The sequence below is a fragment of the Nocardiopsis sp. MG754419 genome (genome assembly GCF_018207095.1).
GTDB lineage: Bacteria > Actinomycetota > Actinomycetes > Streptosporangiales > Streptosporangiaceae > Nocardiopsis.
Genome location: NZ_QOCZ01000082.1, coordinates 1 through 15850, shown reverse-complemented (window position 1 = coordinate 15850; position 15850 = coordinate 1). Strand labels below are relative to the sequence as shown.

At 71.3% G+C, this 15850-nt stretch carries 10 protein-coding genes; 3 read left to right on the top strand and 7 right to left on the bottom strand.

All coding sequences use genetic code 11. The features are described 5' to 3' along the window. The first annotated feature begins 193 nt into the window (after positions 1 to 193). From eccCa to DSY14_RS16725, 3 genes are all read left to right on the top strand, one after another. The gene (gene eccCa / locus DSY14_RS16735; RefSeq protein WP_211717508.1) at positions 194 to 4180 is read left to right on the top strand and encodes a type VII secretion protein EccCa; all 3987 of its coding nucleotides are present in this window, start codon (positions 194 to 196) and stop codon (positions 4178 to 4180) included. A gap of 180 nt (positions 4181 to 4360) precedes the next feature. Then, on the top strand, positions 4361 to 5647 hold the full coding sequence (locus tag DSY14_RS16730) for a S8 family serine peptidase (RefSeq protein WP_211717507.1): 1287 nt from the start codon (positions 4361 to 4363) through the stop codon (positions 5645 to 5647). A gap of 446 nt (positions 5648 to 6093) precedes the next feature. Further along, on the top strand, positions 6094 to 9411 hold the full coding sequence (locus DSY14_RS16725) for a right-handed parallel beta-helix repeat-containing protein (RefSeq protein ID WP_211717506.1): 3318 nt from the start codon (positions 6094 to 6096) through the stop codon (positions 9409 to 9411). Positions 9412 to 10092: 681 nt separating this feature from the next. Here the strand turns inward: DSY14_RS16725 and DSY14_RS16720 are convergent. The 7 genes from DSY14_RS16720 to DSY14_RS16690 form a co-directional block, all read right to left on the bottom strand. Next, positions 10093 to 10464 (bottom strand): hypothetical protein, encoded by a 372-nt coding sequence (locus DSY14_RS16720; RefSeq protein ID WP_211717505.1) that lies wholly within the window; start codon positions 10462 to 10464, stop codon positions 10093 to 10095. A gap of 147 nt (positions 10465 to 10611) precedes the next feature. Continuing rightward, a complete protein-coding gene (locus tag DSY14_RS16715) occupies positions 10612 to 12045 on the bottom strand; it encodes a gluconate:H+ symporter (RefSeq protein WP_211717504.1) in 1434 nt (477 codons plus the stop codon). A 166-nt stretch (positions 12046 to 12211) separates the two neighbouring features. Beyond that, positions 12212 to 13069 carry a phosphogluconate dehydrogenase C-terminal domain-containing protein gene (locus DSY14_RS16710; RefSeq protein WP_211717503.1) on the bottom strand — a complete coding sequence of 286 codons (858 nt, stop codon included), beginning with the start codon at positions 13067 to 13069 and terminating at the stop codon, positions 12212 to 12214. Beyond that, positions 13066 to 13860 (bottom strand): sugar phosphate isomerase/epimerase, encoded by a 795-nt coding sequence (locus tag DSY14_RS16705; RefSeq protein WP_211717502.1) that lies wholly within the window; start codon positions 13858 to 13860, stop codon positions 13066 to 13068. Before DSY14_RS16705 ends, DSY14_RS16710 begins: the two co-directional genes overlap by 4 nt. Further along, positions 13857 to 14630 (bottom strand): triose-phosphate isomerase family protein, encoded by a 774-nt coding sequence (locus tag DSY14_RS16700; RefSeq protein WP_211717501.1) that lies wholly within the window; start codon positions 14628 to 14630, stop codon positions 13857 to 13859. The genes DSY14_RS16705 and DSY14_RS16700 overlap by 4 nt, the downstream gene beginning before the upstream one ends. Beyond that, positions 14627 to 15106 (bottom strand): ribose-5-phosphate isomerase, encoded by a 480-nt coding sequence (locus tag DSY14_RS16695; RefSeq protein ID WP_211717500.1) that lies wholly within the window; start codon positions 15104 to 15106, stop codon positions 14627 to 14629. The genes DSY14_RS16700 and DSY14_RS16695 overlap by 4 nt, the downstream gene beginning before the upstream one ends. Then, on the bottom strand, positions 15103 to 15850 hold a 748-nt coding region (locus tag DSY14_RS16690; RefSeq protein ID WP_211717499.1), incomplete at its 5' end, for a DAK2 domain-containing protein. The genes DSY14_RS16695 and DSY14_RS16690, both read right to left, overlap by 4 nt.

Sequence of the window (15850 nt, the reverse complement as noted above, 5' to 3'; positions counted from 1 at the left end):
CGGTAGCACCGGTATCACCGGAATTGGTATCATGAAAGGACGAAATTGGCTTTCGTTTGGCTTTCCGTGTGATTACGGGGCATAATCCTGGCCCCCGCCAGGAGGAATGCGTCACCCGCTCATACGAGCGCACCTCTCCCGGCCTCCGCACCGTCGGCCCCACCCCCTCAATCGCCAGGAGGCGATCGCCGCTGTGAGCACGATCCTCGTCCGCAGGCCGCCCCGCCGCCCCGGGCCGGACATGCCCGACGGAGAGTTCCAGCTCCAGGAACCGCCCGTGCTCCCCGAGGAGAAATCGAGCATGTCGGCGGTGTTCAACTACCTGCCGATGGCGATGACCTCCATGGCGATGATCCTGCTGTTCCTGCGGCCCGGAAGCCAGGGCAGCGCCGTCAACACCTTCATGCCCTACATCGCCGGCGGGATGATGCTGCTGGGCGCCGTCGCGATGCTGGTGGGCCAGTACGTGCGCGCCCGCAGCGAGCGCAAACGCCAGATCAACGGCGACCGGCGCGACTACCTGCGCTACCTCACCCAGAGCCGCACCAAGGCGCGCGAGGTCGTCACCGCCCAGCGCGACGCCATGCTGTGGCGCGCCCCCGACCCCGACGCGCTGTGGGCGTTGGTGCGCACGTCGCGGCTGTGGGAACGGCGCTCCTCCCACGACGACTTCGCCGAGGTCCGGTTGGCCGTGGGCGAGCAGGCGATGCGCAGGCGCATCGCCCCGTTGTCCACCAAGCCTGTCGAAGACCTCGAACCGCTCAGCTCCCACGCGCTGCGCCGGTTCATCCGCGCCTACGCCACCGTCGAGGACCAGCCCGTCGCCGTCTACCTGCGCGGGTACTCGCGGGTGTCGTTGGAGGGCGACGCCCAGGCCGCCCGGGCCATGGTGCGAGCGATGGTCGGCCAGCTCGCCGTGTTCCACGCGCACGACGAACTGCGCATCGCCGTGTGCGCCGCCGACAAGCACCGCGCCGCCTGGGAATGGATCAAGTGGCTCCCCCACTCGATGCACCCCGCCGACCGCGACGGCGCCGGCCCCGTCCGGCTGTTCGGCGGCGACGCCGCCGAACTCGAGCAGGTGATCGGCCCGGACCTGGCCGACCGCTCTCGCTTCGAGCCCGGCGCCTCACCCTCCCGCGAGGAGCCCTTCACCGTCATCGTGGTGGACGACGAGCAGGTGCAGGGCTCCACCCGGTTCGACTCCGGCGGCTACCGCAACGCCGTCATCGTGCACATCGACGACCCGCTGCCCTGGGACGGCGCCCCCTTCACCCTGGCGCTGAGGGTCGATTCCGACGCTCTGGAAGTCGTCGGCCAAGACCACAGTGGCCGGCGCACGCTCACCCCGCTGGGCCGCCCCGACGCGCTCAGCCCCACCCGCGCCGGTTCACTGGCGCGGCTGCTGGCCCCCTACCGTATGAGCTTGGCCACAGAGGTGGACGAACCCCTGGTCTCGGACTTCGAGCTGACGACGCTGCTGGGCATCTCCGACCTGCACGCGCACGACTCCGAGCAGATGTGGAGCGAGCTGCACCCGACCGCGCGGCTGGCGGTGCCCATCGGCATCGAGGAGAACGGCGCCCCGCTCGAACTGAACCTCAGGGAGTCGGCTCTGGGCGGGATGGGCCCGCACGGCATGCTCATCGGCGCCACCGGCTCCGGCAAGAGCGAACTCCTGCGCACCCTCGTGCTGTCGCTGGCGCTCACCCACTCCCCCGAGACGCTGAACTTCGTCCTCGTCGACTTCAAGGGCGGGGCGACCTTCATCGGCCTGGACAAACTCCGCCACACCTCGGCACTGATCACCAACCTCGCCGACGAGGTCACCCTCGTGGAGCGCATGCAGGACGCCCTGCACGGCGAACTGATCCGCCGCCAGGAGCAGCTGCGCTCCGCGGGCAACTTCAGCTCCATTCACGAGTACGAGAAGGCCCGCCAGACCGACCCGTCGATCGAACCCATGCCGACCCTGTTCGTCGTGGTCGACGAGTTCAGCGAACTCCTGGCCGCCCACCGCGACTTCATGGAGCTGTTCGTGATGATCGGGCGCCTGGGACGCAGCCTCGGGGTGCACCTGCTCCTGGCCTCCCAGCGTCTGGACGAGGGGCGCATCCACCAGCTGGAGAGCCACCTGTCCTACCGGATCGCGCTGCGCACGTTCTCCGCGATCGAGAGTCGCAGCGTCCTGGGCGTGCCGGACGCCCACCAGCTGCCCCCCGCGCCCGGCAGCGGGTACCTCAAGACCGGCACCGACCAGCTGACCCGGTTCAAGGCCGCCTACGTCTCCGGCGCGTACCGGACACGCAAGCGCAGCGGACCCCAGTCCGCCGCGGCGGCCGAGATCGTCCCCTTCCTGTCGCGCTACGTCGCCGACCGGACCCCCGCCCCGATCCCCGAACCGGAGGCCCGGCCGGAGGAGGACGAGGACACCGAGAGCCTGCTCAACGTCGCCCTGGATCGCCTGCACAACGTGGGGCCCCCGGCGCGGCGGGTCTGGCTGCCGCCGCTGGACGTGCCGCCGACCCTGGACGAACTGCTCACCATGATGGGTCGGCCGCTCCCGGGCACCGGCCCCGCGTGGTCGTCCGAACCGGTGCTGGAGGTCCCGCTCGGCGTCATCGACCGGCCCTTCGAGCAGCTGCGGCTGCCCCTGAAGGCCGAATTGGTCGGCGCGGGCGGAAACGTGGGCATCGCGGGCGGGCCGCAGAGCGGCAAGAGCACCATGCTGGTCACCCTGGTCTGCGCCCTGGCCCTGACCAACACCCCCGCCCAGGTACAGTTCTACGCGCTCGACTTCGGCGGTGGCGCCCTGCAGTCGCTGACCGGCCTGCCCCACGTGGGCAGCGTGGTCGGGCGGATGGACACCGACCGCATCAACCGGACGGTGTCGGAGATGATGGAGATCATCGTCCACCGCGAGCGGTTCTTCGCCGAGCACGGCGTGGACTCGATGGCCACCTACCGGCGGCGGCGCGCCGCCGGGGAGTTCGCCGACGAACCCCACGGTGACGTGTTCCTGGTGATCGACGGCTGGTCCACGATCCGCCAGGACTTCATGGACCTGGTCACCCCGCTCACCCAGCTCGCCCAGCGCGGGCTCAGCTACGGCGTCCACCTCGTCATCGCCTCGCCCCGCTGGGCGGACATCCACTCCGGGGTGCGCGACCTGCTGGGCACCCGCTTCGAGCTGCGCCTCGGTGACGCGGTGGACTCCACCGTGAGCATGCGCAAGGCCCAGACCGTGCCGCGGATCACGGGGCGCGGCCTCACCCTCGACCAGTTCCACTTCCTGTCCGGCCTTCCGCGCGCCGACGGCGTCGGCGACCCGATCTCGCTCTCGGAGGGCCTCACCGAACTGGTCAGCCGGGTGGACCAGGCATGGGACGGCCCCAGCGCACCCGCCGTTCGCACCCTGCCGGTGCGGCTGCTGGCCGCCGAGCTGCCGTCCGCCGAACTCACCGAACTCGGCGGCCTGCGGGTCCCGCTCGGTCTGGAGGGGCGGGGCATGCGGCCGTTCTGGCACGACTTCTCCGCCACCCCGCACCTTCTGGTCGTGGGCGACACCGAGACCGGCAAGACCACCCTGCTGCGCCACATCACCAACGCCATCCGCTCCCAGTACGACAGCACGAGCGCGCGGGTGGTGCTGATGGACCAGCGCCGTCAGCTCTTCGACGCCATCCCCAAGGAACAGCAGCTCGGCTACGCGGTGTCGTCGGAGAGCATGCGCGAGATGATGGGCGCCGCCGCGGGCGCGATGAAGGCGCGGCTGCCCGGGCCCGACATCACCCCCGAACAGCTGCGCCTGCGCGACTGGTGGACCGGACCGGAGCTGTTCATCGTGATCGACGACTACGACCTGGCCTCCGGCGGAAGCGGGGGCAACCTGCTCGCGCCGATCATGGAGATGCTGCCGCAGGCCGCCGACATCGGCATGCACCTCATCCTGGCGCGTGCCGCGGGCGGCTTCAGCCGGGCCGCCTCCGAACCGGCCATCCGGTCGCTCATCGACAGCAACACCCCCAGCATCATGCTGTCGAGCCCGCCATCGGAGGGCGTGCTCTTCGGCAGCGTGCGCGCCCAGCGAATGTCGCCGGGCCGGGCCCTGTGGATCTCACGCCGCGATCCGATCCCGGTCCAGCTCGCGATCGCCGAGGGCATGGAAGACGAGGACTGACGCCGTGGCGCCGACAGCTCACGCCGCGCCCCGGCCCGACGGGTCGGGGTCCGCCGTCCCGGTGCCGTACGGTGCACGGGGGCACCACACCGCGGTCGGGCGCCGTGCGGTCCGGGGCCGTGAGCTCCGGGGACGTGCGCGCACCCGACCCGGCCACCCGACCACCTACGGAGTTCGCCCATGACCGCGTGGAACTGCGTGGCACTGGCGGCTCGGCGCGCGACCGCCGCCGCGCTGTCGGCCGCCTGCGTCGGGCTGACGGCCCTCGCCGCCCCGCCCGCCCTCGCGGACGGCGCCCAGCCCTCACCGGAGGCCGCGCCGGAGGGGTCCGCCGAACAGGATCCGCTGCCCGCGATCGGCACCGCGCCCGACGGCGGGTGCACGCCCGCTTCCTCCACGGTGGTGGCCGAGCGGCCGTGGACCACACCGCTGCTCGACCTGCCCGGCGCCTGGGACCTGTCGGAGGGCGACGGCGTCACCATCGCCGTCCTCAGCACCGGTATCGACGCGGAGACCGCGGCGGTCGGACCGGCCCTGTCCGGCCAGGGCAGCGAGGACTGCCTGGGATACGGCACCTTCTTGGCCGGGCTGGTCGCCGGTCGCCCCCAGAGCGACAGCGGACTGACGGGAGTCGCCCCCGGCGCGCGCGTGATCGACGTGCCCGTGACCGAGGCCCTGGGCGCCTCCGACGCGTCCAGCATCGCCGACGGCATCGAGACCGCCGTCGACGAAGGCGCCGAGGTCGTACTGGTGGGCACGGCCATCGCCGAGTCCAGCCTCGAGCTCGTCACGGCGATGGACGCGGCCGCCGAGGCCGACGTGCTGGTCGTGGCACCCGCGACGGTCGCCGTCAACCGCGTCTTCGTCCCCGCCTCGCCCGGGGACCACGCGGCGGCCGTCAGTGTGGCCGCCGTGGGCGTGGACGGCTCCCCCGTCGCCGATTTCGCGGCCCTGGACTCCGACGGCACGGCGGCGCGCGTGGACCTGACCGCACCGGGCGACCTGATCGTCAGCGTCGGCCCCGGCGGAGACGGCCACTTCGTGGGCGCCGGGGACGTGGTCGCGGCCGGGTTCGTCGCGGGCACGGCGGCCCTGCTGCTCTCGTACGAACCCGACCTGTCGGCGTCCGACGTCCGTGAGCGGCTGCTCGCCACCGCCTACCCCTCTCCGGACGGACCGGGGGACGCTCTGCGCGGCAGCGGGCGCGTGGACCCGGTCGGCGCGCTCAGCGCCGCTCCCGGGGCATCCGCCGGGAACGCCTATCCGGGCGCCGGTTTCGTACCCGACCCGGGGCCGGGGGACGTGTCCCCACCCTCCGTGTTGGTGGTGGTGGGCATCGCGGCGGCGCTCATCCTCACCACCGTCGCCGCGGGCGTGCTCATCCCACGGGGACGCGGTCGCGCCTGGCGGGCCGCCCTTCCGGGAGAGCGCCGGGCCCGGGACCCGGCGCCGAGGCGCCCCTATTGACCCGACCCCGTGACCCCCGAACCGTGCGGTATCGCACCGGTTGCCGGAGCCGGTCCGGCGGTCCGCCCCGAGCGGGGGCGCCGGGCCGGTGCCGAGGGACCGCTACCCGCGTCGGCGGGCCCGGCGGGTACGCTCGGGAGTGGGGGCCGCTCCACCACCCGGGCCCGCATCGCGGTAACGGCGCGAGCCACTCGCACCGCCGGGTTTCCCGCCCCGAGTGGCGCGAGACCAACGAGGAGCGCCTCCGGACGGTCCCCCGCGACGGATCTCGCACCGGTTCCCCGCAAGGGGGACGACCGGGGCGGTCCACGGACCTCCACCGGGCGGCGCTCCGGTCCGGCGGGGCACGGGGCTTCGGGCACGCCCTCGCGGGCGAGGAGTCCACCGTCCAGCCCACCGGCGCGGAGCCGTCCCGCCGCCCTCTCCCCCGATCTAGGAAGACACCGATGACCAGGCAGCTCCTCACCGTCGACGCCGACGCCCAGGACGCACACGCGACCATCGCCGAGGCCGTCGCGGCGGCCGGCAGCGGCTCCCTCATCACCATCGCCCCCGGCCGCTACGAGGAGACGCTGATCCTGAACGGTGTGGTCACCCTGACGGCGCGGGACGGCCCGGGCAGCGTGGAGATCACCGGCGTCTCCGGCAGCGCGGTGGTCTCGGCGGCCGAGGCGGTCAAACTTTCGGGGCTGGTCCTGCGCGGCCGTCACACCGAGCACCCCGCGGTGGATATCCCCATCGGACAGGTGGAGATGGTCGACTGCGAGGTGGCGGGCGCCGCGTGGACCGCGGTGGCGGTGCGCGGTGGCGGTGCGCTCTCCATGCGCGACAGCCGTGTGACGTGCTCGACGGGCGCGGGCGTGGTGATCACCTCCAAGGGTCCGAGCATCATCGAGGACTGCCTGTTCGAGGAGGTCGAGACCAGCGCTGTGGTCATCGGCGAGCAGGCGAGCCCGACCATCCGCTCCTGCGTACTGCGCGACACCGGGGGCAACGGCGTCTTCGCCAGCGGACAGTCCGGGGGAACGATCCGCGACTGCGAGATCTCCGGGACCGGCAAACCCGCGGTGGCGCTGGAGGAGGGCGCCACCACCTCGGTGCTGGACACACGTGTGCGCGGAACCGAGTCCGACGGACTGGTCGTGGCCAGCAGGGCCCGCCCGATCGTGCGGGACTGCGTGTTCGAGGACGTGGGCGGACGCGGCGTCGCCGTGCACAACGAGTCCGACCCCCAACTGGCACGGGTGCGCGTGGTGCGCCCCAAGGGCGTGGGCCTGCACCTGTCCGGCCGGGCGCGCGGCACCTTCACCGACTGCGAGGTCGAGGATTCTGACGGGGAGGCCGTGCACGCCGATGAGCGCGCCTCGACCTCCTTCCTCGGTCTGGTCGTGCGCGGCGGGCGGGGACTGCGGCTGACCGGAGGCAGCAGCACGGAGTTCGACCGCGGGACGATCAGCGACACGGTCGGCCCCGGAGTGGTGATCGAGGCGTGCGCGCCTTTCCTGCGCGCGACCGCGATCACCGGGACCCGGGGCCAGGGCGTGGTGTTCGGCAAGGGCGGCCGCGGACGCCTGGAGGAGGTGACGCTGGAGCGCAACGGTAAGGCCGCGGTGTCGGTCGAGGAGGGCGGCGCTCCGCTGCTGACCGGTGTGCGGATCACCGGGAGCCGCGACGCCGGGATCTCGGTGGGCGCGGGCGGAACGGCCGACGTGCGCGACTGCGACGTCTCCGAGTGCTCGGGCGACGGCATCTCCGTTCGCTCCGGCTCCGGCGGCGCCACGGTGCTGCGCACCCGGGTGTACAAGGGGCGCCGCAACGGGGTCCTCGTGGCTGCCAAGGCCGGTGCGACGCTGCGCCGGTGTGAGGTGTTCGACAACGGAGCCGACGGCATCCTGATCCACTCCACCGAGGACGTGGCGGTGGAACACTGCTCGGTGCGCTCCAACGGCCGCTCCGGGCTGCGCCAGACCGTCGCCAGCGAGCGCATGTACACCGAGGAGCTGCTCAGCAGTGACAACGGTGCCCCGGACGCGTTCGGCGACCTGGCGGGCACCCCCGTGCCCCTGCCGGACATCCCGGCCCTGGACGACGAGGAACTGGGCGAGGAGGAGCTCGGGCCCCTGGCGGAATTGGACGCCCTCGTGGGTCTGGCCGGGGTCAAACACGAGGTCAAGACGCTCATCAACCGCAACCAGATGGCCCAGCGCCGGGCGGAGATGGGGCTGCCCAGCCCGCCCATGAGCCGCCACCTGGTGTTCGGCGGGGCCCCCGGAACGGGTAAGACGACCGTGGCCCGGCTGTACGGGCAGATCCTCGCGGAGCTGGACGTACTGCGCTACGGCCACGTGGTGGAGGTGGCCCGCGCCGACATGGTGTCGCAGTACGTCGGCGGCACGGCGATCAAGACCACCGAGGTGTTCGAACGCGCCAAGGGCGGGGTGCTGTTCGTGGACGAGGCCTACACCCTGGCCGGCGAAGGCGAGGGCGGCGGGGGCGGCGGTGCCGACTTCGGCCGGGAGGCGATCGACACCCTGGTCAAGCTCATGGAGGACCACCGCGACGACGTCGTGGTCATCGTCGCCGGATACACCGAGAACATGGACGCGTTCCTCGAGACCAACCCCGGGCTCGCTTCCAGGTTCAGCCGGACCATCGAGTTCACCAACTACGAGCCGGAGGAGCTGACCGAGATCGTACGGAAGATGTGCGTCGCGCACAGCTACCGCATGACGGAGGGGACCGAGGACGCGCTGCGCGCCCACTTCACGCGGCTGCCCAAGGGACCGATGTTCGGTAACGGACGCGAGGCCCGCAAGGTCTTCGAGGAGATGATCGACCGCCAGGCCTACCGACTGGGCGGGACGATCCCCGACAGCCCGGACTCGCTCACCCTCCTGCTGCCCGAGGACCTGGGAGAGGCGGCCGTTGAGGAGCGGACGGGCGGAACCCCCGAGGGAATCGCGGCCCTGCGCGAGGAGCTGGACGCGATGGTGGGCCTGGAAAGCGTGAAGGAGACCGTCAACGACCTGGCCAACCTGCTCCTGATGTCCCAACAGCGCCGCGCGATGGGGCTTCCGGTGGCGGCGATGAGCCACCACCTGGTCTTCGCCGGGCCTCCCGGTACCGGTAAGACGACCGTGGCCCGGCTGTACGGCAAGCTCCTGCACGCCCTGGGCGTGCTGCGCGGCGACCACGTCGTGGAGTCGGCCCGCGCCGACCTGGTCGGACGCTACATCGGCCACACCGCGCAGCTGACCGCCGAGGTGTTCGAGCAGGCCAAGGGCGGGGTGCTGTTCGTGGACGAGGCCTACACCCTGGCCCCGCGCGGTGACGCGGGCAACGACTTCGGCCAGGAGGCCATCGACACCCTGGTCAAGCTCATGGAGGACCACCGCGACGACGTCGTGGTCATCGTCGCCGGATACACCCACGAGATGCGGCGCTTCCTCGACTCCAACCCGGGTCTGGCCTCACGCTTCAACCACCAGGTGGAGTTCCCGGACTACAGCGACGACGAACTGGTCACCATCATCGAGCGGATGGCGGCGGCCTCCGACTACACCTGCGGTCGCGAGACGACGGAGGCGCTGCGCGAGCACTTCTCCGGCGTGCCCAGGGACGAGAACTTCGGCAACGCCCGCTACGCGCGCCAGGTGCTGGAGCGGATGATCACCCGGCAGGCGGGGCGCCTGGTCAAGGGCGTCGAGAACGCCACCAGGGAGGACTTCACCACCCTGGTGCCGGAGGACATCCCGCCGCGCTGACTCCGCGCCCGGCCCGCCACGCGGCGGGCCGGGCGGAGCCCGGGGACGTTGTTCCTCACACGATTCAGCTGGAGGAGCCGAATCAGCGCGTACCCGCTCGGTGCGGAGCACCTGTGAGGCCGCACCAGGCGGGCCTGGGCCGTGGTGCATCCGGAGGGTGCACGGCGCCCGGTGGAACGCGGGGCTACCCGCCACGACCGGGCGACCACCTCCCCTTTGGCCTGCGGATTCTCGCATCACCGCAGGTCACACCACTCCCCCATCAGCGTTCAAGTCCCGTCGCTCACCCCAGAGACTCAAGCCCCTGACCAGCGACAACGTCGCAAGGTCAGGGGCTTTTGCGTTGCCGGGGGTGCACCAGAGGGTGCACAGGGCCGGAAACCCGGGCCGGTGAGTGCGCACCACCCATCCCGTCACTCACCGATGTGGTGAGGGTGCACGTCCGTGCACCCCCGCCCCGGACCCGCCCTGATACGGCCCATACCCGCCACCAGTAGGCACTTGCGGATCGACCGGACACCCGTCCTGGCCTGTGGAAAGATGGTCGAGAACCTCCACCCGCCCCTTCTCCACGAGCATCCGAGCGGGTCCGTTGATCCCCTGGACCGGAGACCCGATCGTCCCGTCGCCGAAGCCGGTCAGAGTACCCCGCATCCTCGGGGGCGAGATCGAGATGCTCGGTTACGCCCCCGAGACCACGGTGGCCGAGAAAGGAGTGACGATCCTGGAACGCGGCATCGCCAGCACCCGCAGGCCGGGGGCCAGGCGGGCGCGTTCCAGCATGAGGGTCTGCACCCACATCGCCGAGACCGAGCTGGTGGTGGTGCCGTCCGCGTCATGGCGGGTGGTCAGCACCTTGTCAGGGGCGTAGACCTCGTCCAGGTCGAACTCGGGGGCGAACGTGTGGCGCGGCACCGCCCGTACCGCCCGCTCCACCTCCGGTGAGCACAGGGCGTTGATGGCCCGCAAGCGGCTGACGGCCGATGCGAGCAGGTCGGCGATGGTGGACGGTTCGTGGGCCCCGGGCGTGTCCGAGGCGTCGGGGGTCCTCACCCGGGCAGGGTAACCGCTCATCTACCGGCCACGGGCGGATTCGCCACGGCCCGTGTGCTCACCGCGGACCTTCGTCGGTCGCCTCGCCCGGGCCCGGACCCCGCACCGCTCCTTTGACGGTGTTCGGGGTCCGGGCGTCCGTTCGGGTCAGGTGGCGACCACCCAGAGCCCCCCGATGATGGCCATGCCGACCCAGCCGATCACGGTGGTGAGGAGTGTCCACGTCCGCAGTCCGTCGGCCACCGAGAGGCCGAGGAACTTGCTGGCGATCCAGAAGCCCGAGTCGTTGATGTGCGACAACGCGGTGGAACCGCACCCGATGGCCAGGACGATCAGCGTGACCTGCAGGGAGGAGAAGTCTCCCTGGGCGATGGTGGACTGCAGGAGTCCGGCGGCCGCCAGGGTCGCCACCGTGCCCGAACCCTGCGCGACCTTGAAGATCGTCGCGAGGAGGAAGGCCATGAGGACGATGGGGACGCCCGTCCGCAGCAGGAGCCCGGAGATGGTCTCGCCGATCCCGCTCTCGGTGAGGACCTGGGCGAAGACGCCACCTGCTCCGGTCACGAACACCACGATCGCGGCCGGGGCGAGGGAGGCGTTCATGATGTCGCCCATCTCCTCCATGCCCCACCCGTGCCGCTTCCCGAGCAGGTAGAGGGAGAGGGACACGACGACCATCAGGGCGAACGCGGGCTGTCCGATCAGGGAGACCACCCTCGCGGTGGTGGACCCCTCCGTGAGGAGGAGGTCCCCGACGGTCCCGGTGGCGATCATCATGATCGGCAGCAGGATCATCAGGGCGACGGTGCCCGCTCCCGGTTCGGTCCTGACCCTGAGTGGGGGTGCGACGGTGGTGTCGGTCCCCCCGCCGGAACCGTCCGCGGGAGCGGAGGACGCCGGTGCGCCCTCGTCGCGGTCGACGGTCCCGTCGAACCGTTCCCGGACGTCCCGGTCGATCGGGAACTCCCAGTGGGAGGTGATGAGCTTCCCGCCGTAGTGCGCGAGGAACCCGATCGGGACGATCAGCAGGACACCGACGATGGTCACCAGGCCGATGTCCGCTCCCAGGAGCGTGCTGCTCCCGGTCACCCCCGGGTGGGGCGGGACCGTGTTGTGGATGTAGACCATGAGCCCCGCGATGGGAACGCCGACGAAGACCGGCGATCGGTGTCCCGCCACCTTGGCGAAGCTGAACATGATCGGCAGCAGGATGATGAACCCGACGTCGAAGAAGATCGGGATGGCGAAGATCGCCGAGGCGATCAACAGTGCCGGGCCCACCCGTTCCTTACCGAGCGCGCGTGTGAACTTCGCGGCGAGCACCTCGGCCCCACCGGTCTTCTCGATGATGGCGCCCAGCATGGCTCCGAGGCCGACCAGAAGCGCCACACTGCCGAGGGTCCCGCCCATGCCCTCGATCACGGTGGGTATCACCTCATCGAAGGGGATCCCACTCGCGAGCGCCGTGCCGACGGCCACGAGCAGCAGTGCGATGAAGGCCGGCAGCTTGAATTTCATGACCAGGATCAGCAATACCGCGATCGAGGCCACGGCGATGCCGAGGAGAACGGGTGCGTTCATGGGGAGTTCCTTACCGCCCGTTCGCGAACAGAGCGATGTGCCGAGGGGAGTTCAGGGTGATCGCCACCGAAACGCGTGGGGATCATGCGTCCGCTGAGGAGAGCGGGCGCGGAGTCCGGCGGCGGGCGCGGGCACACCCGGATGTGCCCGACCGCGCGTGTGCCGATCAGCGCTTGATCGCGTCGATCTTCAGCATCTTGGTGATCGTCTCGTCGAGGACCGCGTCGTCGAAGACCCGCTTCCAGTCGTCCTTGACGATGAGTTCGCGACCGTGGCCCATGGCGATGTGGCACGCGTCGGAGAACGGGTGGTCCCCCCGCAGGGCGTTCACCAGGGCGACCTGGATGTGGCCGTGGAACAGGGCCTCGGCCGCGGCGCGGGGAACACCGGCGGTGTTGACGGTCTCCTCCAGTGCCTCGTGGAGGAGTTCTCCGATCATGCAGGCGATCGTCTCGACCAGGGTCGGTTCGAGGATCGCGAGCTGCTTGACGCTCACCCAGTGCACGTCGATCACGGGCGCGTACATGGTGCGGATGACCGTTTCGGCGATGGCGCGGACGTCCTCCTTGCCCGACTCCACCGCCGCCACCGCGTGCTGGGGGGCCGCGACGCCACCGAAGGTGTCGGCGTACTCCTCCTTGGTGGTGCGCTGCAGGAAGATCGACGGGTGCGCCGGATGCGCGCACACGTACTCGATCCCTTCCCTTTGGTGCAGGAGTCCGGCGTAGGCGGCGGCCGGGTCGAGGGTCACCACGATGGACCCGTGGTCGAGCAGGGGCACGACCTCCTCGCTCACCGCGCCGAGGACGATGTCGGGGACGGCGAGGATCACGACGTCGGCGCCGGTGACGGCCTCCGCGGTGGGGGTGACCTCCAGCCCCAGGCCCTCGACGCGCTCCCGGCCGGCCGGGGAGTTCTCCGCGTACCGGACGGTCGCGTCGGTGCGCTTGAGGTTGTTGGAGACGCGTTGGCCCATCTTGCCGCCGGCGCCGACGACGGCGATGGTCAGGGTGTCGATGCTCATGAGTTCGTGCTCCTCAGTCGGTCGAGGTTGTGGCGTGTCCATTGACGTTCGATACGTGTGGTCTCGGTGGCGTCACCGGCCCAGGGAAGCCAGTGCTCGATGACCTGGTTGATGCCGCGTCGCTCCGGGCGGACCCGGTCGAGGACGAGGTCGTGGTCCAGGAGTCCTTCGCCGAGGGGGCAACCCGTGAGGGTGAATCCGACCCACCCTTCGCTTCGGCCGAAGACGAAGTCCTTGACGTGCAGGTTGTTCACGTGGGGCGCGGTCATCTCCACGACGTCGGAGGGGTGCTCCAGCCGGGCGACGCAGTTGGCGGGATCCAGGACGATGCCGAGCGCGGGGTCGTCGACGCTTTCGACGATGTCCACCAGGGCGCGGGTGGACAGCTGCTCGTAGGTCTCCAGCCCCAGCTCGACGCCCCTCTCCGCGTACTCGGGGAGGACGTCGGTGAGCATCGCCGGTACGCCTGCCTCGGAGTGCAGGTCCTGCGGGGTGATCATCGACCGGACGAAGGTCGCGCCCAGGTGCGCGGCGATGTCCAGGAATCGGCGCAGGTGGTCGGGGGCGACACCGCGGGTGCCGACTTCGAGGATCAGGCCGAGGTCGCGGGCGGTCGCGCGGATCCGGGCGAATTCGCCCTCGTCCATGGCCTCCAGCGGGGGGTAGTCGCAGATCTGGAAGACGTCCGCCCCCAGGGACGCCGTGTCGTGGAGCATGTCGGTCAGGGACAGAGGCTCGGGGTTGCGCTCCGACCACTGCCAGAAGTAGGCGTAGGTGCTCAGACCGATCACGAGGACCCCTCCTTCAGAGCCAGGGTTTCGTCGAGGACGCGGGTGAGGGCGTCGGGATCGTGGGCGAACCGGCCCAGGAAGAGGCCCTGGACCGCGTCGCCGAGTTCGGTGAGCAGTCCCGGTCCGGCGCTGCCGCCGTACAGCACCCTGCTCTCCGGCGGGTGGCCGTCCTCGGTGAGGGTGCTCCTCAGGTGCCGGCACACCGTGGAGATGTGCTCGGTGGGGGCGGCTTCGCTGCGCCCGATGGCCCAGTGCGGTTCGTAGGCGACGACGACACGGCCGATCTGCCCGCGCGCCCGGGAGGGGGCCAGGACCCGTCGCAGTTCGTCGGCGACCACGGTCGCCGCGGTCCGGGGGTCGGCGCGTTCGGCCTCACCGACGCACACCAGCGGGACCAGGCCGTGGCGCAGGGCTGAGGAGACCTTCTCCCCCACGATGGCGTCGGTCTCGCCCATCCGGCGCCGTTCGGCGTGCCCGATCTCGGCGAAGGTACAGCCGACCTCGGCCAGCTCACCGCCGCCGACCTCGCCCGTGTGGGGGCCTGCGTCGGTGGCCGCCACGTCCTGTGCGCCGAGGGCGATCGACGGCCCCAGGAGGGGACGACTCGGTACGAGTGCGGGGAAGGTGGGGAGGGCGACGAGTTCGGTCGCACCGGTGCGGATCGCCGGATGCGCGGCCGCCAGAGCACCGACCCGGCGGCACCACTCCAGGGTGCGCGCGTGGGAGAAGTACATCTTGAGGCTGACGCCGATGACGAAGTCGTGGCTCATGAGGTCCGGTTCTGACGCTGTGCCTCGTACTCGGTCAGCACGCGCACCTTCTCGGCGGAGGCGCTCTCCGGGTCGAACCGGTAGGTGAGCCATTCACGGCAGAGCCTGCGGGCGAGTTCGATCCCGACGACGCGTTGGCCCAGAGTGAGCACCTGGGCGTTGTTACTCAGGACCGAGCGTTCCACCGAGAAGCTGTCGTGGGCGGTGGCCGCGCGCACCCCGGGGACCTTGTTGGCCGCGATCGCCACTCCGAGTCCGGTGCCGCAGATCAGGAGGGCCCGGTCGGCCTCGCCGGCCGCGACCAGCTCCGCCGCCCGGGTCGCGATGGTCGGGTAGGCGGTGTGCCCCTGCGCGTCCACCCCGACGTCGGTGACCGTCGCCACCAGCTCGTGGTTCTCCAGGTCCTGCCGGAGCGTTTCCTTGTAGGTGAATCCGGCGTCGTCGGATCCGACGACGATCCGCAGTGTGTTCGTCAAGATGACTCCTCATCGCTGGAACGGGTCTGGTCGGCGAACAGGGCCGCGCCCACGGCTTCGGTGATCAGGGCGAAGGAGACGGCACCGGCGTCGGGTGTGCCGAGCCCGGCCTCGGTGTGGTTGCGGGCCCGCCCCAGGCGTGGACGGAACCCGGCCGTCGCGTCGGCGCTCTCGCGTGCGACGCGCGACGCCTCGCGCCAGGCCACCGGAAGCGTGTCGCCTTCACGCACCCTGTGGTCCAGGGACTGAGCGAAGGGAGAGAGCGCGTCGACCATGGTCTTGTCACCGACCCGGGCTCCACCCAGTTCACGGACCTTGCGGTCGGCCTCGTTCACGCCCTCCCGCACCCGGGCTCGGTCCGGGGCGTTCACGTCTGCCCAGGTGTCGGCGATCGCGCGGAGCAGGACGCCCCACAGGGCTCCGGAGGTGCCGCCGGCACGGTCGGCCCAGGCGTCGGCGGCGTGGCCGAGTACCGTGCCCGCCCCCGCGCCCCGTGCGCACGCCTGCCGGGCCGCCTGCTCCGCCGCGGTCGCGCCGCGCCGCATGCCGATGCCGTGGTCGCCGTCGCCGGCGATCGCGTCCAGGCGGCCCAACTCGTCGCCGTGGGTGTCGAGGGTCCCGCGGATCGCGGTCAGCGCGGTCAGGACCCGTGGTGCCACGGCACGTGAGGCCTCGGAGGAAGGCGGAACCGCCGGGGTGTCGTCCTGGTCAGGCCCGGTCACGGGGGCGGGGGCCGGGCCTGAC

Coding starts and splice junctions, on each gene's coding strand:
- DSY14_RS16730 (WP_211717507.1), top strand. CDS start 4,361: ATGACCGCGTGGAACTGCGTGGCACTGGCGGCTCGGCGCGCGACCGCC.
- DSY14_RS16725 (WP_211717506.1), top strand. CDS start 6,094: ATGACCAGGCAGCTCCTCACCGTCGACGCCGACGCCCAGGACGCACAC.
- DSY14_RS16715 (WP_211717504.1), bottom strand. CDS start 12,045: ATGAACGCACCCGTTCTCCTCGGCATCGCCGTGGCCTCGATCGCGGTA.
- DSY14_RS16710 (WP_211717503.1), bottom strand. CDS start 13,069: ATGAGCATCGACACCCTGACCATCGCCGTCGTCGGCGCCGGCGGCAAG.
- DSY14_RS16700 (WP_211717501.1), bottom strand. CDS start 14,630: ATGAGCCACGACTTCGTCATCGGCGTCAGCCTCAAGATGTACTTCTCC.